This is a genomic window from Pseudomonas sp. SWRI68 (genome assembly GCF_014269165.1).
GTDB classification, from domain to species: domain Bacteria; phylum Pseudomonadota; class Gammaproteobacteria; order Pseudomonadales; family Pseudomonadaceae; genus Aquipseudomonas; species Aquipseudomonas capeferrum.
In genome coordinates, this window is sequence record NZ_JABWRU010000001.1 from 722,456 (window position 1) to 747,399 (window position 24,944).

At 60.6% G+C, this 24,944-nt stretch carries 16 protein-coding genes; 5 read left to right on the forward strand and 11 right to left on the reverse strand.

The features are described 5' to 3' along the window. Window positions 1–5: 5 nt before the first annotated feature. Genes HU770_RS03265 through wecB form a run of 7 tightly spaced genes read right to left on the reverse strand, consistent with a single transcriptional unit; the run spans window position 6 to window position 14,496 of the window. Window positions 6–1,241 carry a glycosyltransferase family 4 protein gene (locus tag HU770_RS03265; RefSeq protein WP_095064130.1) on the reverse strand — a complete coding sequence of 412 codons (1,236 nt, stop codon included), beginning with the start codon at window positions 1,239–1,241 and terminating at the stop codon, window positions 6–8. Further along, window positions 1,238–3,013 carry a hypothetical protein gene (locus HU770_RS03270; protein WP_186663022.1) on the reverse strand — a complete coding sequence of 592 codons (1,776 nt, stop codon included), beginning with the start codon at window positions 3,011–3,013 and terminating at the stop codon, window positions 1,238–1,240. The genes HU770_RS03265 and HU770_RS03270 overlap by 4 nt, the downstream gene beginning before the upstream one ends. A 3-nt stretch (window positions 3,014–3,016) precedes the next feature. After that, complete coding sequence (locus HU770_RS03275; RefSeq protein WP_186663023.1) at window positions 3,017–3,430, reverse strand: hypothetical protein; 414 nt, start codon at window positions 3,428–3,430, stop codon at window positions 3,017–3,019. Between the two features lie 12 nt (window positions 3,431–3,442). Beyond that, window positions 3,443–5,242, reverse strand: coding sequence for a DUF6270 domain-containing protein (locus tag HU770_RS03280; protein WP_186663024.1), 1,800 nt, complete (start codon window positions 5,240–5,242; stop codon window positions 3,443–3,445). A gap of 8 nt (window positions 5,243–5,250) precedes the next feature. After that, entirely contained in the window at window positions 5,251–12,081 is a 6,831-nt protein-coding gene (locus HU770_RS03285; RefSeq protein WP_186663025.1) for a methyltransferase domain-containing protein, read from the reverse strand. A 13-nt stretch (window positions 12,082–12,094) separates the two neighbouring features. Next, window positions 12,095–13,357 carry a UDP-N-acetyl-D-mannosamine dehydrogenase gene (gene wecC, locus HU770_RS03290; RefSeq protein ID WP_033700671.1) on the reverse strand — a complete coding sequence of 421 codons (1,263 nt, stop codon included), beginning with the start codon at window positions 13,355–13,357 and terminating at the stop codon, window positions 12,095–12,097. Next, window positions 13,354–14,496, reverse strand: coding sequence for a UDP-N-acetylglucosamine 2-epimerase (non-hydrolyzing) (gene wecB, locus HU770_RS03295; RefSeq protein ID WP_033700669.1), 1,143 nt, complete (start codon window positions 14,494–14,496; stop codon window positions 13,354–13,356). The genes wecC and wecB overlap by 4 nt, the downstream gene beginning before the upstream one ends. A gap of 687 nt (window positions 14,497–15,183) precedes the next feature. Here wecB and HU770_RS03300 point away from each other — a divergent pair. After that, entirely contained in the window at window positions 15,184–15,516 is a 333-nt protein-coding gene (locus HU770_RS03300) for a ComEA family DNA-binding protein (protein ID WP_033701499.1), read from the forward strand. An 80-nt stretch (window positions 15,517–15,596) separates the two neighbouring features. On the opposite strand, the gene HU770_RS03305 is transcribed toward HU770_RS03300, so the two are convergent. Continuing rightward, window positions 15,597–15,764: a DUF2897 family protein gene (locus tag HU770_RS03305; RefSeq protein WP_077068581.1), complete on the reverse strand. Its 168-nt coding sequence runs from the start codon at window positions 15,762–15,764 to the stop codon at window positions 15,597–15,599. A 182-nt stretch (window positions 15,765–15,946) separates the two neighbouring features. Between HU770_RS03305 and pyrF the strand changes: the two genes are divergently transcribed. Continuing rightward, window positions 15,947–16,648 (forward strand): orotidine-5'-phosphate decarboxylase, encoded by a 702-nt coding sequence (gene pyrF / locus HU770_RS03310; RefSeq protein ID WP_047581794.1) that lies wholly within the window; start codon window positions 15,947–15,949, stop codon window positions 16,646–16,648. Between the two features lie 134 nt (window positions 16,649–16,782). Here pyrF and HU770_RS03315 read toward each other — a convergent pair whose 3' ends face one another. Beyond that, a complete protein-coding gene (locus HU770_RS03315) occupies window positions 16,783–17,784 on the reverse strand; it encodes an NADP-dependent oxidoreductase (protein WP_186663026.1) in 1,002 nt (333 codons plus the stop codon). A gap of 183 nt (window positions 17,785–17,967) precedes the next feature. Between HU770_RS03315 and HU770_RS03320 the strand changes: the two genes are divergently transcribed. Next, window positions 17,968–18,729: an SDR family oxidoreductase gene (locus HU770_RS03320; RefSeq protein WP_186663027.1), complete on the forward strand. Its 762-nt coding sequence runs from the start codon at window positions 17,968–17,970 to the stop codon at window positions 18,727–18,729. A 137-nt stretch (window positions 18,730–18,866) separates the two neighbouring features. Here the strand turns inward: HU770_RS03320 and HU770_RS03325 are convergent, their stop codons facing one another. After that, window positions 18,867–20,036 carry an MFS transporter gene (locus tag HU770_RS03325; RefSeq protein WP_186663028.1) on the reverse strand — a complete coding sequence of 390 codons (1,170 nt, stop codon included), beginning with the start codon at window positions 20,034–20,036 and terminating at the stop codon, window positions 18,867–18,869. A 136-nt stretch (window positions 20,037–20,172) separates the two neighbouring features. Between HU770_RS03325 and HU770_RS03330 the strand changes: the two genes are divergently transcribed. Both HU770_RS03330 and HU770_RS03335 read left to right on the forward strand, forming a co-directional pair. Next, window positions 20,173–21,570, forward strand: a complete 1,398-nt coding sequence (locus HU770_RS03330; protein WP_186659340.1) for a PLP-dependent aminotransferase family protein — start codon at window positions 20,173–20,175, stop codon at window positions 21,568–21,570. Window positions 21,571–21,686: 116 nt separating this feature from the next. Next, on the forward strand, window positions 21,687–23,627 hold the full coding sequence (locus HU770_RS03335; RefSeq protein ID WP_186663029.1) for a methyl-accepting chemotaxis protein: 1,941 nt from the start codon (window positions 21,687–21,689) through the stop codon (window positions 23,625–23,627). A gap of 60 nt (window positions 23,628–23,687) precedes the next feature. Here the strand turns inward: HU770_RS03335 and HU770_RS03340 are convergent, their stop codons facing one another. Then, the gene (locus HU770_RS03340; protein ID WP_186659344.1) at window positions 23,688–24,878 is read right to left on the reverse strand and encodes a benzoate/H(+) symporter BenE family transporter; all 1,191 of its coding nucleotides are present in this window, start codon (window positions 24,876–24,878) and stop codon (window positions 23,688–23,690) included. Window positions 24,879–24,944 lie beyond the last annotated feature (66 nt).

Here is a 24,944-nt window from a genome sequence, read left to right on the forward strand (position 1 = left end):
CCGGGTTACCTGGTGTGAGCGTGGGTGAGCAGCACCCGCTCGTAGAGATCAACTAAACACTTTTCCTGGCTTTCCCAATTCAAGTTTTGCGCCGTCTTCCTGGCGTTGCTGGCGAACCGTGCGCGCAGCGCGGGGTCTTCCAGCAATTGAATGATTGTGCGGCTGAGGGCTTGCTCGTTATTGGCCGGTACCAGCAGGCCGATGTCATTGCTTCTGACAATCCGGCGGATTTCAGGGAAGTCAGTGGCAATCACCGGTAGCCCGGCGATTACATACTCGAAGAGTTTGTTCGAATCCGTGGTGTAATGATTGAGGCAGGTGTTTTCAATAGGTTGCACACCCACGTCGGCAGAGGCCGTATAGCTTGGCAGTTCGGCCAGGGCCACCGTTGGAATGAAATGCACTTTGTGCTGCAGGTTCAGTTCTTGCGCCAACTGCGTGAGCGGTTGGGTCAACCGGCCTCCGCCGATCAGCACAAAGTAACAATCAGGCACGTGCTGCGCCGTGCGGACCAGTTTTTCCAGCCCGCGGCCTTGCTGTAAACCACCTTGATAAAGAACGATCGGCCACGGCTCGACCAGGCCGAGCTCTTCTCGAATGCGGTTCGAGGGTGGGCTTTCAATCAGCCTGGGTCGGTTTTGTAGAACCAATGGCCGCTCCACGCCATAGGCGCGAGCAAAGTACTTGGCCCGTGCGTCGGTTGTGGTGATCGTGCCATTTGCCGAGGGCATCAGCTGTTTTTCTACAAACCCGACGACCTTCCGCAGGCTCTTGTAGCCTTCTCGGCTGGTACTGATTTCGTGTGCGTCGTACACCAGCCTGGCGCGTGACAGTTTTGCTGCCAGCCAGGCGGTGGGCAGGGTATTGACGTCATGCGAGTGCACGACCGTCGCCCGGTACTCAAGCATCTTGAACAGCAGCGCGAGGTGCGTCCACCCGCGTGATACAGCTCTTAGAACGAGCAATTTCAGGCTGGGCTTCACCGGCGCGGACTGCTGAGACTCGCCACCGGCTTTCACCGCAGGCTGCAGGTTCTTCTTACGCAGTTTCCAAAGCGGCGAGCGGGCCACTCGAACAACTTCTATGCCATCGTCGAGCACCGCCTGCTGTTGGGTGACGCCTGGCGTGTGCAGTGCGAACACGCGAACTTGATAACCGGCCCGTTGCAGCGTTTGAGCTTCCTTCATCACGCGCGCGTCGTTGAGGAATTCATTCCATACAATCATCGAGACTTTCGTCATTGCGTCGCGCCCTCTACAGCTGTGGGTGTATCAAAAATCTCGATGCAGCTGACGATGTCAGGTGTCAATGCAAGGGCTGCCGAATAGTCTTTACGCACAATATGTCTTTCCAGCATGTACATCAGTGCAGCCAGCCAGACCTTTTGCTGCTCGGCGTTAGCAAGTGCCGGGCGCTGGTCGCTAGAGCCGAGCGTTTCGAAAAGCGCATCTTTTTGCGCGATTGGCCAACTGCAGCCAATCGCTTCAATGCGCCAGTTACTCCAGTGGCTGAGGACAAAGCCGGAGGAGGGGGACGCCAGTAGTGTGTTGTTGGTGACATCCAGGGGCACGATCTGGCGAGGAAGCTCGGCCAGTTGCCGGGTAATGCACGGCAGGGTGTTGATGATGCGCTCGACACGTTGAGTGTCGTCATCATTGATACAGGCCAGACGGAGCGAGCTGATCGTGGCTTCATCAAGACGTTGTTCGAGGTACAAGCGCGTGCGGGTGAATTGGGCAATCAGCTCTGCAGCGGGCTCCAGCAGTATCAGCCTCTTTGCCACGCCAAGTATGCCTTCGCCAATCTGCCGGCCGGCCAGCTTGTCAGACGCTTCAAATCGATAGACATGGCAATCTATATTGCTGACCTTGTAATGACCAACAAAGGGCAAGACTGGCAAGCCGCGTTGCGTCGTCAGCAGCGCCCGTTCCTGCAGCGCCGAGGATGAGATGTTGTTGCCAAACACTTTGACCAGCAGGCTGTGCTCAACAGCGTCATCGGCAAACTGCAGGGTGAAGGCGTAGATGTCGGTAAAGCCCACCTGATGCCATTGCATCTGATAGCTGTCGACCGCCTCAGCCTTCAGTTTTTGAAGCAGCTCGCGTACCCATTTGTCTCTGTTTTCTGCCTGCAGGATATAGTCCAAGCCATTGCTTTGCGGGCGCAGTTCGATGAGCGGCTGAGACTGATAAAACAGCGCATTGACCTGCCGATGCTGAATGCGCAGGCCGATAACGTCCAGCATCATGCTCGACAGCCGCTGCAAGCCCTGGCGCATGATCAGAACGGCGATGACGGCGTTGAAAATCTTGGTGTGCTGGAAATACAGGAAGTCAGTCACCAGGACGAAGAAACTGAGCAGGAACCCTGTTGCCGCCAAGGCATTCAGAATAGGGCTGTAGTGCTGGTGGAAGCTATCGCGAATGCGCTTGCTGTGGTTGTAGGCCAGCACGCAAACGGTCGATGCTACGGCCAGATACGCGAAAATCGCCAGCAGCAGGCTCGGGTATACAAAGGCAAGCGCCACCGTGCTCAAGCCGAAAAAAGCCCCCCCTGCCATCGCTCGGTTGAAGCGAGAGTAGGCGTTGGTGGCAATTTTTTCCTGGTTCTCGAACAAATTGAGCTTGGACGTGCGAGCGAGGAGGGTCTGGGTGCCTTTACGGCACAGCAGTGCGGTCGCCAGTTCCGCCAGCAGATAGGCGATATAGGAAAGGGCCGCCGCTGCCGTCAATGCATAGATCAAATGATCCTTCTCGAGCGTATGCAGGATCGAAGGAAAATAGGCAGGGGTTTTGTCTGAGCCTAGAAGAATGATGACTTTAAGAGGCAGGAAGAAAGCCAGCAAAAGAAATATCTGGCTCGCCAAGGTGCTGATTTGCACCAGGCCGGTAATGATCGGCACCACCTTGACGAATTTCACGCCCAGGGAAATACACCAGCCGATGGTGGCTTTTATCTGCTGCTGGAGTTTCATACTAAACTGAAACCGTATGAGCAAAGGTGCTGCGAGCATTCATTATTTTTCCTGCCAATAGATACTGGCGAGGGTCTCGTGCCCGTCATCCTTAGCACGAGTAATAAATATTGCCCCGATTGGCGGCACTGATTTTTTGTAATACTGCACTTTGAATTGGGTTGCGTCGTTGGTAATGATCTTGCGTGTATAGCCATTATTTTTCAGCACGGCGTAAACGTCATTTTCGGCAATCTTGTCAACGCCGGGATACACAAATTCGTGCATGCTCAGGAACCCAGCACTGTTCGGCTTTTTGTACGACTTCTGATGTGTACCCCGGAGGAGCACATAGGTAGCGTCACTCAGGCGCAGGGTGTTGGCCGATTTTTCCGCTGGCATCACCTCGCCTGTCGGTTGCTGATCACAACCGGCCAACATCGTCAGGAGTGCAATAAGGAAGAGGTACGGTTTCATGATCTGATCACTTCAATTGATGATCCGCGCCAGCAATTGTTTGGCGAGGGTTCTGTAATAGGTGCCGTGGTAGTAATACGGGCAAAACGCCCATTTGTGCTCGTTTTTTGAGACGTGTTGCACCATCTTGGCAAATACTTGTTTGGCGATGGTTCTGTAGTACGGGCTGTCATAGTGATACGGGCAATAGGCCCAGCGAGGCGCCCCCCCTGCAATCAAGCCAGCGTCCTTGCCGCCGATTCTCTCGACTGGGATCGTCGAGTTCTCCAGGCCTTCCAGCATCGGGTCAATGATTGCATTGTTGAGGTCGATGAGGTTCTCGAAGGTGCTCCCGGCGAAGCTTGCAACGGTTTCCTTGCTCTTGTACTGGCTCGCCCAGTTGGCCTGGTGCACGAAAATGTTCGGGCACAGGCTAGCCAGGCGCTCAAGGAACATGGGCAGCGCCCAGGTGCGCAATTGCTTGGCCTCCTCACTCCAGGGGGCCTGCAACTTGAACTCGATACCGCAACGCGACAGGGTTTTGAGCATAAGCGGGCTGGCCGAAACGATGGAACTTCCAAACGTTGCGATGCCGATGCTTTCGTCAAAGAAATCGACAATGACGATGTCGGGCCGAGCTTGCTCAAGCTGTTTCCAGTGGTCTTTGGAGGCGTCCCACTGAACACGTTTAGCCTCGGCGTCTTCGGTATCGACCTTGAACCGGGCATCAAGGCAGGGCGGTGCCATGTAAGAGATGACCGACGATTGAGACATGTAAAAACACACCTCGAAGCGTTCGAGGGCTTCTTGTTGAAACGTGAACAAATTGTGCGAAGCACTTGAACCGAGAATGGCAACGCGAATCTTCCCTGCCTTCGCTTTCACGGGGTTCGGGCGCGAGGCCTTCACTTCAAGGCGAGCTTTTTGCGACAGGAGTTTGTTCAATACTTCTTGGTCGGCACCAAAGACGTTCTGTTGTTCAGCCTTGATTTGCTGACGGACCGTATTTAGCTTTTCAAGGTATTTGTGCGGCATGCCCAGCGGAGACTCTCGCAGCAGCTGGGGCAGGTATTCAAGCTGGGCAGTCTGTAGGCCGAACCGCGCAAACAGCGCCGGATCAAACCCTTTCACACACTCTGGCGAGCTGAGTATGCGTGCGCGCGCGCCAAAGAAGTACGAATCGCTGAGCGGGTGCTTGGTATACAGATAAAGCGGTTCCGCTCTGCTCAGATGAATGTGCTCGGCGGAAATCCGATGCTGTTCCAGCGTCGAGACGACCAGGTGGTGCGCATACTGGGTAATGGCGTGCGACTTGGGGCCTGCTGTCTTGTCCACCAGGGTCAGTGCAAGTGCCAGCGTGTCGTATTCGACCGGGCGATAGCATTCATCCGAAGGCAGGAATTCGATACCGTTTTTCAGCGATATCAGCAGCACTTCCGAGATGTTGTGCTCGGAAGTGGCCTCGGCCTGGATCAGGTCGATGACGTGCTCATCAATGCAGTCGTCATCATCCATGCGCGAAGTTACCAGGACCGCCTCGTCAACGTCCTTGATCAGGCGCAGGATTTCGCGACTGACCATAGAATAGTCGCTGACCCGAAGCGTGCGCGCATTCAGGCCAGAACCACACAGCAACGTCTCCAGTCGCGTCCGGTGCAGTGTCGGCAGTGCTTCATCAACGAAGATGATCCATTCGAAACCCTGATTGCTCTGGTTGGCCAAAGACGGGAGGGCAGTATTGCTAAAGACCTCCAGCCTGTAGGACAGCCACAGTTCATCCTTGATGCCGATACCAAAATTGGTAAAAACGAAATGCTTCAAAGCGGGTTTCATCATCGTCTTCAATGATTCTGTATCACAGCAACTTCCCGCTCGGCCATCTTGACGCTGGCGCTTTGCTCGCGAACACGCTTGGCTGCAGCTTTGGACTTCACGACGAAGGTGCTGCCATTGAGGTACATGTCCTCGATCGCTTTCGCCAGTTGCTCGTGGCTTTCGGGCTCGACCACGTAGCCGGATTGGTTGTCGACGAACTCGGGTACTGCCGCGACGGCGGTAGTCACCGGTACCAGGCCTGACGACATGGCCTCATCACGGGATACACCTTGGGTGTCCATGCGGCTCGGGCACAGGAAAATGCCGTAGTCCTTATGGGTTTGAGCGATCTCCGTGTGGTTGAGGAAGCCCTGCTGGATTTTCACGTTGGCGTAGCTGCGTAGCGGAGCCAGCGTTTCTTCAAACAGAGGGCCATCACCGATCAGGCAGAACTCCATGTCATTGAACCAGGGCTTGCTCGTCAGGCTCTGGATTGCCTTGACAGTCAGGTCGTTGGCGTAGGTCTTCGAGGTGTAAGGACGAATCGAGAGCACCTTCTTGCGCTGCTCGGCCGACTTTTCCCGATGGTCGAACAAGTCGGTGTTGATCGGGTTGTGAATGATCTCGTACTGAGCTTCCGGCAGGCGGAACCCGAGGTCTTCCATGACTTCTTCGGCGAAGTAGCGAGACACGAACACCAGCTTGAGGTTCGGGTGCATGGGTTGCAGCAGCCCACGCCAGAAGGTCATGCGTTTTTCGCTGGCGAGCTTGCCCAGGTGCAGTTGTTCGTCGGTCGCGAAGTTGAACTCACGACGCCACCAAGGCTGAATATCCGCGCCGTGTACCCAGACAGTGATGCGTGTGCTGTTCAGGAATGGACGCAGCACATTCCACATCTGCTCGTCGAGGAAATGCACGAGGATCGATTTGTAGCGATTCTTCTCGAGCATCTTCGTCAAGGTCGATGTGCAACCTGTGACTACATCGATGTTCTGGAACTCGTGGTAGCTCACGGTCTCATTGGGGCGCAAACGGAACACGTCTACATCGATACCGTGTTCCTGGTAGGCCGTTACCCGTGTGTGCACGAACTTGTTGCGGTACAAGTCGGAGTAAGTCGGGTAGTGATTGGTCAGCAGCAGGTGCTTGCCACGGCCCATCATTTCAGAGGGCTGCAGGTTGCGATGCCCCAGCACCAGTGCTTTCAGGTCAGTGCTGCCCGCCGCGTAGGCGCGCAGGCCAAAACGCACGAACACAGCTTCTGGCGGAACATCGGCGGTCTGGTTGCGGTTCGGATACTGCATGACGTGGCTGATGCGCTGTTTGTCGGCATCCAGGAACAGCACGACCAACTGCAGGTTCAAGCCGGGTGTGCAGTCGAGGAACAGCTTCAGGCGGCCCTCTTCGCAACCCAGTTCATCCACACGGACTTCCTGTTGGGCGTAGATGTATTCGTGCTTGCCGTCCGCGAGCTTGGAGTGCACGCGCCAGTTATCGCCGTCGACGATCAGGTCCACGAACTTGTTGCGAATGACGCCAAACATGTCGGCCAAACCGCGGCCAGTGATCTCAGGCGCATCGTGGCTGACCTGCAGCGGCGCGATCGACTGTGCCCGGGCTTGCAGCTGATCGATGGTCATGCCCAGGTTCAGCTCGAGGTCGTTGACCTTGGTGCTGACAGCCTCGTGCTGTGCCGCGCCGTTCTCGCAGTAGTTGAACGGATCAATGGCCAACCCTTGAGCATGGGTGTACTGCAGTGATGGCAGGTTCTTCAGCCAGCTGCGCAGGGGTTGGGCGGCAACGATCTCGGTTGCCACCAGCGAACGGCGGGCGGCAAGTGTTTGCGTCGGGCGGTAGGCCTGTTCGTTGGACAGCAGTTCGGCTTGCTGGCCTTTGCAGGTGAAGTGTGCAGCTTTACCAATCACCTGGGCACGGCTGTAGCGGGTTGCCAGTGCCAGGTCGAGCAGGTAGTTGGGGCCGTAGTAGTCGCCAGGCACGAAGGCGGCAACCCAAGGGGTATTGCCGACCAGCTCACCGAGAGAACTCTTCTTCAGTTGGGCAGGCTTGAGCACCAGGATTCGCGGGTCGTCAGTCACGATGCTGCTCTGGTAGGCATCGCTGATGATGACCATGCGCACCTGGCTGTAGGTCTGACGGTTCAGGTGAGCGCGCAGCATGTCGAATTGCTGGCGATCCTGAGCCTCACAGACAACCACGATCTCCGGCAGGCGCTGGGCCTTCGAGGTGCCGGTGACCTTGCTCATGACGTATTCCAGACGCTGGGTATAGGTGTGCTCCTGCATCACTTTACGCAGGGCGGCCAGCCTCAGCTTGTCGCTGTTCAGCGGGTCTTCTGCCAGCAGTTGCAGGCGACGGAGCATCTCTTCGCCATTGTCGGTGGTCACGACCAGGTCGCCGAACAGCAGGCGCACACCGCGCGAGAAGTTGCTCACGGTCAGGGTGTTGCAGCCGAGCAGTTCGAAGACGCGTCGGGCAAACATCGATTGCGACTGTTTGATCGAGTTGAGGTTGATCGCGTAGCGGTAACCTTTGTATGCCGTGTCGATTTTCTCGAAGGGCAGGGTGCCGACGATGTACGGCTGGTATTCCTCGGGGAACTGATAGTTGACATCGTTCTTGCCGAAGTTACGGTCGAAGATTTCCAGTGGGCGGAACTTCGGCAGCTCGGTGACGAAGTTGCCCAGGTCGCGGGTGCGCTCAGGGTAACGGGCGTAGTAGGCACCGGCGAAGCAGAAGGCATCCTTGCGTTCGTACAGTTCGATCGGGTTGTGCAGCGCAGGCTGGCAAGCGAACGGCAGCAGGTAGACGCGGTCGTGACCGAGTGCGCCCTTGTAGCGGTGGATGCAGTCGATATCGGTGGTGAACACGTGGTCGAACTGCTTGGCCGTGGTCAGGAAGGTCTCGAAGTGGACCGGGTCTTCCTTGTTCCAGAAGACGGTAGGCACTTTGTTCTGGCGGCACCAGGCGAGAATGTCTTGCAGCTCCTGGCCGTTGTGGCCAACCTTGCTGCCCCACAGGTCATCCTTGCCGCGCCAGGCGGACTCGATGAACAGCAGTTCTGGACCGAAGCCTTCGATTTCCACTTTCCAGTTGGCTGGCGTGAGTGGCATCAGGTCGCATTCGTAGCGGTACGAGCCGAAGGTGAACTCATCCATCACGCACGCCACTTTCAGGCGGCTGACGGGCTGGTCGGCCTGGCGCAGCAGGGTGGTGCGGCTCTGCTCGCTGGTTGCCAGGGCAGCTGGGAGCTTGAGGTAGTTCTCGTCCTGCACCACAGGTGGCGGCGGCAACAGTGCCTTGAGCGGTTCGTTGGCCAGCAGTTTCTGTTCGTTTTGCTGGCGTTGCTGGTTGGCCTTGCGGTACAGCCGCAGCAGGCGCACCGGCAACTTGACCAGGCCGCCCAGGGAGCTGGCGCTGTTCTTGATCTGGTAGCCGAGCTGGTAGGTCATGCTGGAACGCGTCTTGACCAGGCGCTGTTCAGCCAGGTGACGCTGGGTGTTGGCTCGGCCCAGGTTTTCGTTGAGCTCGTCGATCTTGCGTTGCTGAGCTGAGCTGCGTTCCAGCAGCTGATTGAGGCTGGCCTTCAACTGCGGAATCTGTTCGCCGGTGAGGGCGCGGTACTTCATGTTTGCCGCGCCAAGGCCTGCCTTGGACGAGTTGAGTTCGGCTTCCAGTTGCTGACGCAGGCCCTGCCATTCTTCGTTGGTGGCGGCGAGACTGGCTTCGGCAGCTTGGCGGCTGACGCTTTCCAGCTGGAGTTGCTCTTCGAGCATGTCCTTGGCTTGATTCAGCGACGCAATGGTCTCTGCCAGCGAGGCCCGGGCTTCTTCGGACTGGGTGTTGGCGAGGGTCAGCGCCTGCAAGCGGTCTTCCAGCACGGCACGTTGTTCAACCAAAGCATTGATGGAGTTGACTTGTGCTGCATGCTCGCGCTGGCTTTGTGCCTGAACGTCGTTCATCACCTGCAACTGGACTTCCAGCTCAGTCTGACGTTTCTGCAATGCGGTAATCGTGGTCGCGTGTACGGCATTGGCCTGCTGGTTCTGAACCTGCAGTTCGTTCATGGTCTGGCGCTGATCGGCCAGCTCTGTTTCCAATTCAGCTTGACGGGCTTTCAACAGAGCGATGGTCTCAGCCTGAGCAGCGTCGGCCCGTTGGGTTTGGGCCTGCAATTCGTTCATATACTCCAACTCGCTTTCAAGTTCGGCTTCCAGTTCCGCTTGGCGCATGCGCAGCGTAGTGATCGTGTCGTCTTTCTCGGCAATATCCTGATTGCTTTGGGTTTGCAGACGGGTCATTGCCTGAATCTGGTTTTCCAGCTCGGCTTCCAGTGCTGCCTGGTGTGCTTGCAAGGCAGTAATGTCTTCCATGTGGGCTGTATTGGCCTGATGGGTTCTCTCCTGTAGCTCGGCAGCCTCCAGCAGCTGGTTTTCCAGCTGTTCATGGCTCGACTGCAGCGCTGCAATGGTGTCGAGGTGCATTACGTTGGCCTGATTGGCCAGGTCCTGTAGTTCGGCGGCCTGTTGCAGTTGGCTTTCGAGGTCGGCATGGCCCGACTGCAATACTGCAATGGTCTCGAGATGAGCTACGTTGGCTTGGTCCTGCAGTTCGAAGGCCTGTTGCAGTTGGCTTTCGAGGTCGGCATGGCCCGACTGCAACGCTGCAATGGTGTCGAGGTGGGCAGCGTTGGCCAGGTCGGTCTGGCCCTGTAGCTCGGCTGCCTGCTGCAGCTGGGCTTGCAGGTCGGCATGGCCAGACTGCAATGCAGCGATGGTGTCGAGGTGGGCGGCTTCCTGCTCTTGAGCCTGAGTTTGGTACTCGCTCATGGCTTGCGCCTGGTCTTCAAGCTTGGCCTGGACTGCCGCTTGATGTGCGCGCAACGCCGTAATGGTGTCTATATGCTCGACATTGGTCTGTTGTGCCTGCGCCAACAGGTCGTTCGACTGTTGCCGTTGGTTTTCCAGCTCGGCTTCCAGTGCCGTCTGGTGGGCGCGCAAGTCGGTGATGGTGGCAACGTGGCCCTCGTTGACCTGCTGTGCCTCGGCCAATTGTCCGGCTACCGAGCGGAACTGGTTTTCCAGGTCACTGTGCTGCTCACGAAGCGCGCTGATGCTATCGCCCAAGGTAGCGTTTGCTCGCTGGTCCTCGGCGCGCAGTGCTGACATCTGTTCGAGCTGGACTGCGAGCGCATCGTGCTCCGCCCTCAATGTTTCGAGTCTTGCGGCCTTGTGCGCTGCCCGCTCTTCAGCGGCAGTTCGCTGCTGTGCCGTTGCCTGCAGTTGCTCTTCGATGGATTGATGCAACTGCTGCAAGGACTCCAGCGCTGCTTCCCGCTGGCTGAGTTCCGAGCTGAGCTGGCTGATGTGGCCGGCTTTTGCGTCGGTACTTTGCTGGGCCTCTTGCAACTGAGCCTGAGTGCTTTGCAGTTGCTCTTCCAAGGCCCGCTGCTGCTCTGCCGAGGTGGCCAGGTTGTCATGCAGTGCGCGATTGCTTTGAGCCAGCTGAGCGAGTTCGTCGCTTGCTTCGCTCAATTGCTTGCGCGCGTCTTCATGCTGGCTCAGCAGCGTGTCATATCGTTGCTCTGCGTCTGCAAGGCTCTGCACGCTGGCTTCTTCGAGCGCTGCAAACTGTTGCTCCAGAAGGGCGTACTGCTCCGCAGCCGTAATGCACTTCTGGTTTGCCTCGGCCAGTTGCGCTTTGACGGCGTCGAGTTCTTCGCTCAGTTGTTGAACGTTGCGAACGCTGGCTTCAAGGGACTCCCGGCTCGACTGTTCAAGCGAGGCGATATCCGCTTCACGTTCCTTGAGCTGACGGGAGAGGGCCTCGGCCTTCTGTGCTTCAGGTTTAAGCAGGGCTAGCTGCTCGGTCGCTACGCGATACTTCCTGTTGGCTTCTTCCAGCCGCTGTTTGATTTCCTCAAGCTCCTGGACCCGCTGGGCCTTGGCATCGAGGATTTCACGGTTGGATTTCTGCAGGGTTGCAATGTCCGCGTCGCGCGTTTGCAACTGCTTGGACAATGCCTCGGCCTTCTGGGCCTCAGGCTTGAGTTGGGCGATCTGCTCGGTGGCGCCGCGATACTTCTTGTTCGCCTCTTCCAGACGTTTGCTGATCGCGCCGATGTTCTCGCGCAGGGTGCGCTCGATGGACTCAAACGCCTTTTCCAGCTCACGTACGCGCTCGACCGTCAGCGAGTCGATGATGCCGGGTTTATGCGTTTCGCTTTTAACGGCGACAATGCCCAGCCACTTGCCCAGCATCTTGATCTCGATGATCTGCAAGTGCTCGGCCAGCAGCCGGAAAGGTTCCATCAGGTAGAACGTGTGCTTGTGGTCAATGAAGTCATTGACCCCGAACGGCACGGTGATCACCAGGCGGCCACCCTGCTTGAGCAGTTCGTTGGCCTTTTCGACGAACAGCTCCGGGCGGACCAGGTGTTCGAGTACTTCGCTGATGACGACGGTGTCGGGTTCGACCTCGAGCGTGTCCAGCGCGAGGAAGTCAGAATTGATATACGTGACGTTTTGCTGGATGTGGGCCGGCTCGGTCGACAGGTAACCCTTGGCCTCTTCGATGGCCTGCGGGCTGGTGTCCACACCGGTGACCTGGCAGCCTTCACGTGCCAGCAGCAGGGGCACGATGCCCTGCGAGCAGCCGACATCCAGGATCCGGCGCCCTTTGACCTGGGCGCAGATCCAGTGGATGCGGGCTTGGGTTTCCCGCATGAACTGATCACCCAGCTTGCCGTAATAGGCTTCCATCACACGGTCATGAATATCGGCCAAAGGTGACGGCAGCTCATTGTTCACGGTAGGTTTCTCAAGCGTGGTGTTGTTCATGCGGACTGTTCCATCAACCCTGGGTAACGCCTGCGGCGTCGATCACGAATGCAGCATCGCGGACGGTGAAGGTGCCGCGGAATTCACGGTGCTTGACCAGCAGTACGTGAATGTCGGCGCTGTCCTGGGCGAAGTCGAATTCCACGTGCTCGTGGCGCGACAGGCGCTGCGGCAGGGCTTCGATGTTCGGCTCGACCAGTTGCAGGGTGGCTTCCAGCTCGTTGCCCAGGCGCTCGGCAATGCTCAGGGCCGGGCTTTCGCGCAGGTCGTCGATGTCGGCTTTGAAGGCCAGGCCGTAGCAGGCGATCTTGACTTGCTGGGCCGATTTGCCCGGGTTCTTGATCAGGAAGTTGGCCAGGGCCATCTTGACCTTGTCGATCACCCACTCAGGCTTGCTGTCGTTGACCACACGGGCGGTACGGATCAGGCGCGCCTGCTCTGGGGTCTGGCTGACGATGAACCATGGGTCGACGGCGATGCAGTGGCCGCCTACGCCTGGGCCAGGCTGCAGGATGTTGACGCGCGGGTGGTGGTTGGCCAGGCGGATCAGTTCCCAGACGTCGATGTCCAGCTTGTCGCAGATGATCGACAGTTCGTTGGCGAACGCGATGTTCACGTCACGGAAGCTGTTTTCGGTCAGCTTGCACATTTCGGCGGTGCGGGCGTTGGTGACGATGCACTCGCCTTCGACGAAGGTGCGGTACAGGCGTACGGCAGCGTCCGAGCACTTCTTGGTCATGCCGCCGATGATCCGGTCGTTTTCGACCAGCTCACGCAGTACGTGGCCTGGCAGGACGCGCTCAGGGCAGTGGGCGATGCGGATGTCGGAGTCTTCACCGTGGGTCTGCGGGAAGCTCAGGTCCGGGCGCGCCTGGGCCAGCCAGAAGGCCATCTGCTCGGTGGCGCCGACCGGGGAGGTCGATTCCAGAATGACCAGGTCGCCCTTTTTCAGTACAGGGGCGATGGCCTTGCTGGCGGACTCGATGTAGCTCAGGTCCGGCTCGTGGTCGTCCATGAACGGGGTCGGCACGGCGATCAGGAAGGCGTCGGCAGCTTCCGGAACGGTGGAGGCACGCAGGAAACCTTCGGTCACGGCAGCGTGAACGACCATGTCCAGCTCAGGCTCGACGATGTGGATTTCGCCGCGGTTGATGGTGTCGACCGCGTGCTGGTTGACGTCGATGCCGATGACCTGCTTCTTGCGGGCGGCGAAAACGGCGGCAGTTGGCAGGCCGATATAGCCCAGACCTACGACAGAAATCTTGTTGAAGCTCATGCTGCGTCCTTGGAGTTAGAGAATACGGAAAGGGCATCGAGGATTCGCGCGCACGCTTTTCCGTCGCCGTAGGGGTTGTGGGCCACGCTCATCTCGCGATAGGTCGCTTCATCGGTGAGCAGTTGCACCAGGTGTTGCTGGATCGAGTCGACGTCGGTGCCAACCAGTTTGACGGTGCCAGCCGCGACCGCTTCCGGGCGCTCGGTGGTGTCACGCATGACCAGTACCGGCTTGCCGAGGGCTGGGGCTTCTTCCTGGATGCCACCGGAGTCGGTGAGGATCAGGTACGAGCGGCTCATCAGGTAGACGAACGGCAGGTAGTCGAGCGGCTCGATCAGGTGGATGTTGCTGACCCCGGCCAGCAGGCGGTTCACCGGCTCGCGCACGTTGGGGTTGAGGTGCACCGGGTACACCACGTCCACATCCGGGAACTGGCGAGCGGTCTGCACCAGGGCCTGGCAGATGCGCTCGAAGCCATCGCCGAAGTTTTCGCGGCGGTGGCCGGTGACCAGCACCATGCGGCGGTTGGCGTCGAGGAAGTCGAACTGGCTTTCGAAGTGGCTCTTCAGCGCTGGGCTTTCCAGCTTGCGTACCACTTCCAGCAGCGCGTCGATCACGGTGTTGCCGGTGGTGTAGATGGTCGCGGCGTCGGTGCCTTCCTTGAGCAGGTTGTCACGCGAGGTCGAGGTCGGCGCGAAGTGCAGCGCTGCCAGCGTGCCGGTCAGGCGACGGTTGCCCTCTTCAGGCCACGGCGAATACAGGTTGTTGGTGCGCAGGCCAGCTTCGACGTGGGCGATCGGAATTTGCTGGTAGTAAGCCGCCAGGCTGGTCGCCAGGGTCGTTGCGGTGTCGCCGTGGACCAGTACCACATCCGGCTTGAACTCGGCCAGTACGGGCTTGAGGCCCTGCAGGATGGCCGTGGTCACGTCTGTCAGGTCCTGGCCTGGCTTCATGATGTTCAGGTCGTAATCGGGCGTGATCTCGAACAGCTCCAGTACCTGGTCAAGCATCTGGCGGTGCTGGCCAGTAACGCAGACACGGGACTCGAAACGGTCGTCCTGGTCAAGGTTGAGGGCCAGAGGTGCCATTTTGATGGCTTCTGGGCGGGTGCCAAATACGATGAGGGTCTTGAGGGACACGGCGACGGTCTTCTTTGTGTTGAGTGAAGGCGGTTGTTACTGGGCTAGGGCTGTGAAACTCAGGGGTTATGCAAGTCGGCCGGGGGGGTTGGCCTGGCTGGCACCGCGTACGAGGAAGCGAGCGGTTCCAGTGGGGGGTGTGAAAAAAAATTCATCTTGCTCGGATCCTTCAAGCACAGCGGTTGTCCAATGGCCGCAAATTTATCACTTAGTCATCAGAATGGCATCCCGTCTGGCACGTTTTTTTCCCCTGATTCAGGGAAAATGCTTATTGACATCGAAATATCGGATCCGATTTTTCTCGGAGCAATCAACAAAAACGATTGTTTGATGTTATTCAGGCATCATGCCAATAGAGACGATGTAGCGAGAGTTTGCGACGAGCGGGTGGGGACCATATCCGGCAAGGCTTGTAGGAAAAGCAACAGCGTTTGGTCTGAATGAAACGCAGGTTAAACGGGAATTCACCTAAACGCCATCGTCTATCTCAACTAGTTCATGAAGTTAGCGCGAAATATGGCATTGCGCCATTATTTTTGGGGGCGTGAAGTTGGTTTTCTTGCTGTTCGATTCGGTAACGATTCGCCGGGGTGAGTGCCTGTTGCGAAATCAGGCGAACCGCTAGGGTTGATTGCGCAGCCACAGGAAAACGGCTGTTCGATTAGACCAACCCAAGGAATATTCATGATGCGTAATACCGTACTGTCCTACCTGCTGCTGCCGCTGTTCGCCAGCCTGTCCTTTACCCTCAGCGCCGCTCCCGCGACTACCACTGCGGTACCCGACCCAGTGCCAGTGGTCAGCCATGTGGCGGCGCAGCCGTTGCGGGTGGATCTGAACAAGGCTGATGCCGCTACCCTGCAAAAAGAGCTCAACGGGATTGGCAAGGCCAAGGCTGAGGCCATCGTTGCCTACCGGGAAACCCATGGTCCGTTCGCTTCGGTGGATGAGCTTTTGGAGATCAGGGGTGTCGGTAGCGCGTTGTTGGAGCGTAATCGCGACAAGGTGATGGTGGAGTAAGCGAAGGGGGGCTTGCCCTGCTTAATTGCGGGGCAAGCAAGGTGCTCACGCCAGGGGAGGGCTGGGGCTGGCAACAGTGGCTAGCGGTCCTGGGAATCCTTGGCATCCGCCTCGGCATTGCGCTCGTGCACCTTGCGCAGCTGGTCGTCGGTCAGCGGCAGTTTTTTCGCTGTATCTCGCAGCATCATCAAGCCACCGACAATCGAGCCGAGGGCTAAGATGAGTATCAGCCAGGCATACCAGGGCATTGTCGTTCTCCTTTGATCGTCAGTGGGCGGCGCTTGTACGCATGTTGAGCAATTGGCGGATCCTTTGGTTCAATTATAGGAGCCGTGCACCGCAGGGCCAATTCCATGACCTGCGGCCCCCAAAGCCTGCGCCACTTCGTTTACAATGCGCGCCGTTTTCGACTTGCCAAGAGACCCTGACCATGTCCGCCTGCCAGACGCCCCTGATCGTCGCCCTCGATTTCCCTACCCGTGAGGCCGCTCTGAAGCTGGCTGACCAGCTCGACCCTGCGCTGTGCCGGGTAAAGGTGGGCAAGGAACTGTTCACCAGCAGTGCCTCCGGCATCGTCGAGACCTTGTGTGCCAAGGGCTTCGAAGTGTTTCTCGACCTCAAGTTCCACGATATCCCCAACACCACGGCAATGGCGGTCAAGGCCGCCGCCGAGATGGGGGTGTGGATGGTCAACGTACATTGCTCCGGTGGCCTGCGCATGATGTCGGCTTGCCGTGAAGAGTTGGCCAAGCGCAGTGGCACCCAGCCATTGCTGATTGGCGTGACCGTGCTGACCAGCATGGAACGTGAAGATCTGGCCGGTATTGGCCTGGATGTCGACCCGCAAGAGCAGGTACTGCGCCTGGCGGCGCTGGCCGAGAAGGCGGGTATGGACGGCCTGGTGTGCTCCGCGCTGGAAGCGCCGGCGCTGAAGGCTGCGCACCCGCTGCTGCAACTGGTGACCCCGGGTATCCGCCCGGCCGGCAGCGCCCAGGATGATCAGCGCCGTATCCTCACCCCGCGCCAGGCACTGGATGCAGGTTCGGACTATCTGGTGATTGGCCGGCCGATCAGCCAGGCCGCAGACCCGGCGCAGGCGCTGGCTGCGGTGGTGGCGGAGATTCGAGGGTAAACGCCCGCGTTGATAAAAAGGCCAACACGAGCGTGTTGGCCTTTTTCATTTCCGGCTGATGCCCAGAGTACCGGGGCTGCTGCGCAGCCCTTTCCGACCGCTCCGGCGCCCCGGCAAGGCCCCGCCTACAGGGGTTAGACCTTCAACACCAGCTTGCCAAAATTCTCCCCGCTGAACAGCTTGAGCAGCGTCTCTGGGAAGGTATCCAACCCTTCCACCACATCTTCCTTGCTCTTCACCTTGCCACTGGCCAGCCAGCCGGCGATCTCCTGCGCGGCCTTGCCATAGTCCTTGGCATGGTCGAACACCACAAAGCCTTCCATGCGTGCACGGTTCACCAGCAGCGACAGGTAGTTGGCCGGGCCTTTGACGGCTTCCTTGTTGTTGTACTGGCTGATGGCGCCACAGATGACGATGCGGGCCTTGAGGTTGATGCGGGTGAGCACGGCGTCGAGGATCTCGCCACCGACGTTGTCGAAGTAAACGTCTACGCCTTTGGGGCATTCGCGCTTGAGGCCGGCGAGCACGTCTTCGGCCTTGTAGTCGATGACACCATCGAAGCCCAGCTCGTCCTTGAGGTATTGGCATTTTTCGGCGCCGCCGGCGATGCCGATTACGTGGCAGCCTTTGAGCTTGGCGATCTGCCCGACGATGCTGCCCACCGCACCGGCGGCGCCCGAGATGACCACGGTGTCACCAGCCTTGGGCTGGCCGACTTCGAGCAGGGCGAAGTAGGCGGTCATGCCGGTCATGCCCAAGGCCGAGAGGTAGCGGGGCAGGGGCGCGAGGCTGGGGTCAATCTTGTGCAGGCCTTGGGGCTCGCCGGTGAAGTAGTCCTGTACGCCGAGCGCGCCGCTGACGTGGTCGCCGGGCTTGTAGTCGGGGTGGTTCGAGACCACCACTTCGCCGACGCCGAGGGCGCGCATTACCTGGCCGAGGCCCACTGGGGGAATGTAGGACTTGCCTTCGTTCATCCAGCCGCGCATGGCGGGGTCGAGGGACAGGTACACGTTGTGCACCAGGACCTGGCCTTCGCCGGGCTGTTCGGCGGGCACTTGCTCGAAGCTGAAGTCGTCACGGCGCACGGCGCCGACGGGGCGTTTGGCGAGCAGGAAGCGGCGGTTGGTCTGGGTCATGTCGGGTCCTTGTGGGCAGTGAAGGGTGAAGTGCATTCAATCTACCTTGCTGATGCAACCAGGTGGGTAACATCACTGGTAAGCATGGTAGACCAACCGTTGGCCTGATGATGCTGCCCAGCTTGGCTGGGCGCTGACTATGCTTGGCTGCGATATCACAAATGGCCGCGTCAGGAGCAAACGATGAGCATGACCTTTTCCGGCCAGGTAGCCCTGGTCACTGGTGGCGCTGCGGGTATTGGCCGGGCGACGGCGTTGGCTTTTGCCCATGAAGGCTTGAAAGTGGTGGTGGCCGACCTCGACCCGGTCGGCGGCGAAGCCACGGTGGGCCTGATCCACGATGCGGGCGGCGATGCGATGTTCATCGCCTGCGACGTGACCCGGGAGGCCGATGTGCGCCAGCTGCATGAACGGCTGATAGCCGCCTATGGCCGGCTGGACTACGCCTACAACAATGCCGGCATCGAGATCGAGCAGGGCCGTTTGGCTGAGGGTAGCGAGGCGCAGTTCGACGCCATCATGGGCGTCAACGTCAAGGGTGTGTGGCTGTGCATGAAGTACCAGCTGCCGCTGCTGGTTGCCCAGGGCGGTGGGGCGATCGTCAATACCGCATCGGTGGCAGGGTTGGGCGCGGCGCCGAAGATGAGCATCTACAGTGCGTCAAAGCACGCGGTGATCGGCTTGACCAAGTCGGCGGCAATCGAATATGCCAAGAAAGGCATCCGGGTGAACGCGGTGTGCCCGGCGGTTATCGACACCGACATGTTCCGCCGTGCGTATGAGGCGGACCCGCGCAAGGCCGAGTTCGCAGCGGCGATGCACCCGGTGGGGCGCATCGGCAAGGTCGAGGAAGTTGCCAGTGCGGTGCTGTACCTGTGTAGCGATGGCGCGGCTTTCACCACCGGGCATAGCCTGACTGTGGACGGCGGAGCGACGGCGATCTGACTTGCGGTGTGTGCGTGGGTGTAGGAGCGGCCTTGCGTCGCGAAAGGGGCGCGTAGCGGCCCCAGCAATCTATGCGGCGAAGCTGAGACCGTGGGGCCGCTACGCGCCCCTTTCGCGACACAAGGCCGCTCCTACAATCAGTGGTGTACCTGCACCAGCGGCTTTTCTGGCAAAGCTGCTCGGGCAGACACCACAAGTGCCAGGCCAACCAGCACACACCCCAGCACCAGCACCCCACCAAACACCAGCAAGGCCACCCGCGCGCCCAACCGGTCGCTGAGCAACCCGGTAAAGATCACCGGCAAGCTGAACCCCAGGTACGCCAGCAAGAAGAACCCGGCACTGGCCCGGGTTTTCTCGCTGCCGGCCAGTTGGTTCACCGCGGCCAGGCCGCCCAGGTAGATAAACCCATAACACGCACTGCTGGCCGCCACGGCGCCCAGCAAGACCGCAGCCAGTTGCCCGCTGTCGGCACCCCAGGCCAGCACCGCGTAGCTGCACGGCAAAATCACCAGCCCCAGCAGTGTGGCCTTCAGGCTCGAAAGGCGACGGGCCATCGGCTGGAACAACAAGCCGCAACTGATCACACAGAAGGTCGAGAACCCTGACCACGCGCTCAGGCCATGCTGGCGCAGGATCCCCGGCAGCAGGGCGATGACCAGGCCCACGCAGGCCCAGGCCAGCAGAATGGCCAGGCCATAGGCAACGCTGCCACGCGGGTAGTACGGCAGGCGCAGCATGGCGCTGCGTTGCGCCGGGCGTGGGTCGGGCAGGCGCCACACCAGCACCAGGGCAACGACGGCCAGCAGCAGTTGCAGGTGGAAGCTGCCAGGGGTCAGGCTTGGGCCGCGCAGCAGGAACAGGCTGGTAAGCGCCGCGCCCAGGCCAAAGCCCAGCGAGGTACTGGCGGTAACCCAGTTGGCAGCGCGGCCGCTGCCGTCGCTGCCCATCAGCTCGCTCATGTAGGCGGTGGCCGTGGCCGAGGCCAGGCCGGTGCCCAGGCCCAGGAACAGCCGCGCCAGGCCGAGGGTTTGCAGGCTGGGGGCCAGCAGCATGAGCACGGTGGCGACCATCGACAGCAGCAGCGCGGCGATTATCATCGGCCGGCGCCCGACCCGGTCGGCCAGCCCGCCTAGGGCCAGCAGCACTGGCAGCACGCCCAGCACGTAGCCGGAGAAGGCCACTGCGGTGGCGGCGGCGCCTTGCCCGGAGAGGTCGGCGTAGGTGATATAGAGCGGGGCCTGGAGGTTGACCGCCAGAGTGATCAGGCACAGGGCGAAGGCTAATCGGGTAGAGGCGCAGGGCATGGGTGGGATCCTGAAGTTTAGGTATCTGCCCCGCGAAGAGGCCCTGCCCACACTGACCTTTATCCGCCGCCGCAACTAGACACACCCACCACCCATTTATGCTTAACTGTTCGCTCAAAATCCGCGAACACTTACCATGCACTTCTCCCTGGACCGCTCCAGCAGCACCCCCCTGGTGCAGCAACTCACCGACCACCTGCAAACCTGGATCGACCAGCAGCGCCTGCGCCCCGGGGCGCGCCTGCCGTCGATCCGTGCACTGGCGCATAGCCAGGCGGTCAGCGCGTCTTGTGTGATCGAGGCCTATGATCGCCTGGTCGCCAGCGGCTGGCTGGAGGCGCGGCACGGCACCGGTTTCTTCGTCGCCGAGCGCAAACCAGGGGGCGGGGCCGACGATGGCCAGCCCTGGGGCGAGGCCGGCGATGGTCACTGGCGGCAATTTCGCGAGGGCCATGACGAACTGCTCAAGCTCGGTTGTGGCTGGTTGCCCAACAGCTGGCGTGCCACCACCGAGCTGGCCCAGGCCGTACGCCTGGTCAGCCGCGGCAACCCGCAAGACCTGCTCGACTACTGCCCACCCCTGGGCCTGGCCAGCTTGCGCCAGCAACTGCACAAGCGCCTGGCGCGCCTGGATATCGCCGCCGGCCCGGAGCGCATCCTCACTACCCAGGGCGCCAGCCATGGCCTCGACCTGTTGGTACGCACGCTGCTGCGCCCAGGCGATACGGTGCTGGTGGAAAACCCCGGTTACTACAACCTGTTCAACCTGCTGCGCCAGCACCAGGTGCGCATGTTGCCCGTGCCGCGCCTGGCCGAGGGCCCAGACCTGGCTGCGCTGGAGCGCTTGCTTGCCGAGCATCGCCCACGATGCCTGTTCATCAACAGCCTGTACCACAACCCGACGGGCACCAGCCTCACCCCCAAAGTGGCCTACCGCCTGCTGGAACTGGCCCGCGAGCACGACCTGCGCATCATCGAAGACGACATCTACGCCGACTTCCAGGAGGGCCCGGCAACGCGCCTGGCTACACTGGACAGCGAACAGCGGGTGATCTACATGGCCAGTTTCTCCAAGACCCTGAGCAGCTCGTTGCGGGTCGGCTACCTGGTTGCCGAGCCCTTGTTGCTGGCGCGGCTGGCTGAACTGAAAATGGTCAGCGGCATCGGCACGTCGCGGTTTGCCGAGCAGGTGGTCGGGCAGATGCTGGCCAACGGCAGTTACCGAAAAAGCGTGCAACGCCTGCGGTTGCGCCTGGGTCAGCACATGGCCAAGTTGCTTGGGCAACTGGAGCAAACAGGCTGGGAGGTGTTCTGTGAACCCTATGGCGGCATGTTCGTCTGGGCCAGGGTACCGGGGCGTGACTTCGCCAGCCTCGAGCAACTGGCCCTGGAGCATTCGGTGCTGCTCACCCCTGGCAGCGCCTTCGATTGCCAGGGCGCCGCCAGCGCCTGGCTGCGCATCAATGTCGCTTACGGGCAGGATTCTCGCGCCCAGGCCTTCTTGAAATACGCAGGGCGACCCCCAGCACACTGATAGCGACACGCTCATAGCTATTTGACACTATTCTGGCGTCAGGCCCTTGTGAGTGGACTGGCATCGTTGCCACGCTTGGCCTTCGGCAAACCTGACAAGGTGAAGGGGAATCGGCGATGGGTGCGACCAAGCACGGTGTTCTGGCCAACCTGGGCATGGCCCGCAAACTGGGCCTGGGCTTTACCCTGGTGCTGTTGCTGACCCTGGCGGTGGCGGTCATTGGCATCGCCGCGTTGCACAGTGTGGGCCAGCGCTTTGACGGCTTGCGCCAGCTGGCCCAGTTCAATACCGACCTGCTCAGGTTGCGCCAACACGAACAAACCTTTGCCCTGAGCTCTGATATCAAGCAGGCCGAGGCGTTGCGCAGCGGTTTGCAGGGGTTGGCCGAGCGCGCCCGTGGCTTGCCGGCGCTGGCGGCGGCCGAGGCTGAGCTGGGCGCTTACGGGCAGGCGTTCGAGGCCTTTGTCGAGGCGGTGCAGGCCAAGGAGCTGGCGCTGGACATGGCCAGTTGGTCAGTGTCCAGCGTGGCCAACAACCTTGATGTGCTGCAGGCCGGGCTGGCCGATGACGGCACCTACACCCTCAAACAATCCCAGGGCCAGCAGGGCGGTGAATTTCTTGAGCAGGCTGGGCAAGTGGCGCAGGTTTCACGGCTGATGCTGCAGGCGATGGACGAAGCCCGCGTGCGCCTGGAAAAGAGCCGCAAGGGTGAAGAGGGCGTCGGCCAGGCGCGCATCGCCCAGACCCTCGAAGCGGCGAACCTGGTCGAACAGCTCAAGGGCGCCGTCAGCGATGCCGGCTACCAGAGTGTGCTGGGTGAAGTGGCCGGGCACATCGGCAGCTTCTCCGACAAGCTCAACGAATACACCGACCTGCTGGCCAAGGAGCAAGGCCTCAAGGCCGAGTTGCAGGCGCGGGCCGAGCAGGTCACCGGCCGGGTCGACCAGGCCTACCTGGGACAGGAGCAGGCCTTGCAGGGCGAATTGTCCCGCAATGCCCTGGCCATTGCCCTGGCCACGGGGCTTGCACTGTTGGCCGGCGTGCTGGCTGCCTGGCTGATCACTCGCGCGGTGGTTGGCCCGCTCAAGCGCGTCATCGCCCGCGCCCAGCGCATTGCTGCGGGCGAGTTAGGCCTGGAGACAGAAGCGCCGCGCAGCGATGAGGTTGGGCAGTTGCTGCAGGCCATGCAGCAGATGGCGGCCGGCCTGTCGGGCATTGTCAGCGGGTTGCAGCAGGGCATCGAGCAACTGGCCGGCAGCGCCCAGGCGTTGTCAGCGGTGACCGAGCAGACCAACCGCGAGGTGGGCAGCCAGAAGGAGGAGACCGAGCAGGTGGCGACCGCCATGCAGCAGATGACTGCCACTGTGCACGATGTGGCGCGCAATGCCGAGGAGGCAGCGCAGGCGGCCCAGTCGGCCGACGACAAGGTCGAGTCCGGGCAGCAGGTGGTGCGTCAGAGCATGCAGCGCATCGAACAGTTGGCGACAGCCGCAGAGGCGGCCAGTGCCGGCATCGACAGCCTCAGCGCAGAGATCCACACCATTGGTGATGTGCTCGAAGTGATCAAGAGCGTCGCTGAACAGACCAACCTGCTGGCGCTCAATGCCGCGATCGAGGCGGCCCGTGCCGGCGAGCAGGGGCGTGGGTTCGCGGTAGTGGCTGACGAGGTACGGGCGCTGGCCCGACGTACCCGGCAATCGACCGAGCAGATCGAAACCCTGGTCGCCAGTCTGCGCGGCAATGCCCAGCAGTCGGTGGCACAGATCCGCGGCAGCACCGAGCTGGTGCGCCTGGCGGTGGCCGATGCGTTGCAGACCGAAAGCGCGCTGGGCAGCATCGCCGTGGCGGTTTCATTGATTCAGCAGATGAACCAGCAGATTGCGGCGGCGGCCGAGCAGCAGAGCTCGGTAGCCGAAGAGATCAGCCGCAGCGTCACGCAGATCCGCGGCAGTGCCGATCAGGCGGCGTTGGCGATGCAGGACAACGCCAGGTCGAGTGTCGAGCTGGCGCAGTTGGGCACTGATTTGAAAGGGATGGTGGGGCATTTCAGGTTGTGAGCCTGGCCCCTATCTCTGTTGCCTGTACTGGCCTCTTCGCGGGGCAAGCTACAAAAACCGTCAGGCTCTACGTGGGTTGAGGATCAGCAAGGTCAACACCCCCGCCACGATCCCCCAGAACGCCGAGCCAATGGAGAACAGCGTAAACCCTGAAGCCGTGACCATGAAGGTGATCAATGCCGCCTCACGCTCACGCGCCTCACCCATGGCCACGGTCAACCCGTTCATGATCGAGCCGAACAACGCCAAGGCCGCAATCGACAGCACCAGCTCTTTCGGCAGCGCGGCAAACAATGCCGCTAAGGTCGCCCCGAATACCCCGGCAATGCCATAGAAAATCCCGCACCACACTGCCGCGGTATAGCGCTTGCTCGGGTCTTCATGGGCGTGCGGCCCGGTGCAGATCGCCGCGCTGATCGCCGCCAGGTTGACCCCGTGCGAGCCGAACGGTGCCAGCAGCAACGAGGCAAACCCGGTAGCCGAGATCAGCGGCGAGGCGGGCACCTGGTAGCCGTCGGCACGCAGCACGGCCACGCCGGGCATGTTCTGCGAGGTCATGGCCACCACGAACAGCGGAATACCGATGCTGATGGTCGCCGCCAGCGAGAAGCTCGGCGTTGTCCATACCGGCGTTGCCACTTCCAGGCTGAACCCGCTGAAGTCCAGCAGGCCAAGGGCGCCGGACAGCGCGGTGCCGACCAGCAGCGCAGCCAGCACGCAGTAGCGCGGTGACAGGCGTTTGACCAGCAGGTAGCTGAAGAACATGCCAAGCACCAGCAGCGTGCGGTGCTGGGCAGCGACGAAGATCTCGCTGCCGATCTTGAACAGGATGCCGGCCAGCAGCGCCGAGGCCAACGAGGCCGGAATACGCTTGACCAGTCGCTCGAAACTGCCAGTCAGGCCGCAGATCAGCACCAACACGGCGCAGGTGATGTAGGCGCCGATGGCCTCACCATAACTCACCCCGCCCAGGCTTGTGATCAGCAGTGCGGCACCGGGGGTCGACCAGGCCACGGTGATCGGCGTGCGATAGCGCAGCGACAGGCCAATGCTGCACACCGCCATGCCGATCGACAGCGCCCAGATCCAGGACGAAATCTGCGCGCTGGTCAGCCCGGCCGCCTGGCCGGCCTGGAACATCAGCACCAGTGAGCTGGTATAGCCGGTGAGCATGGCAATGAAGCCGGCGACAACCGCCGACGGGGAGCTGTCTGCCAGGGGCCGCAGGCGGGCGGAGGTGGCATCGGTCATGAAAAAATCCTTGTAAAGGTGTAAGCAGTTTTTTCAGACTAACGCGAGCAAGGTTGATCCTTGCCA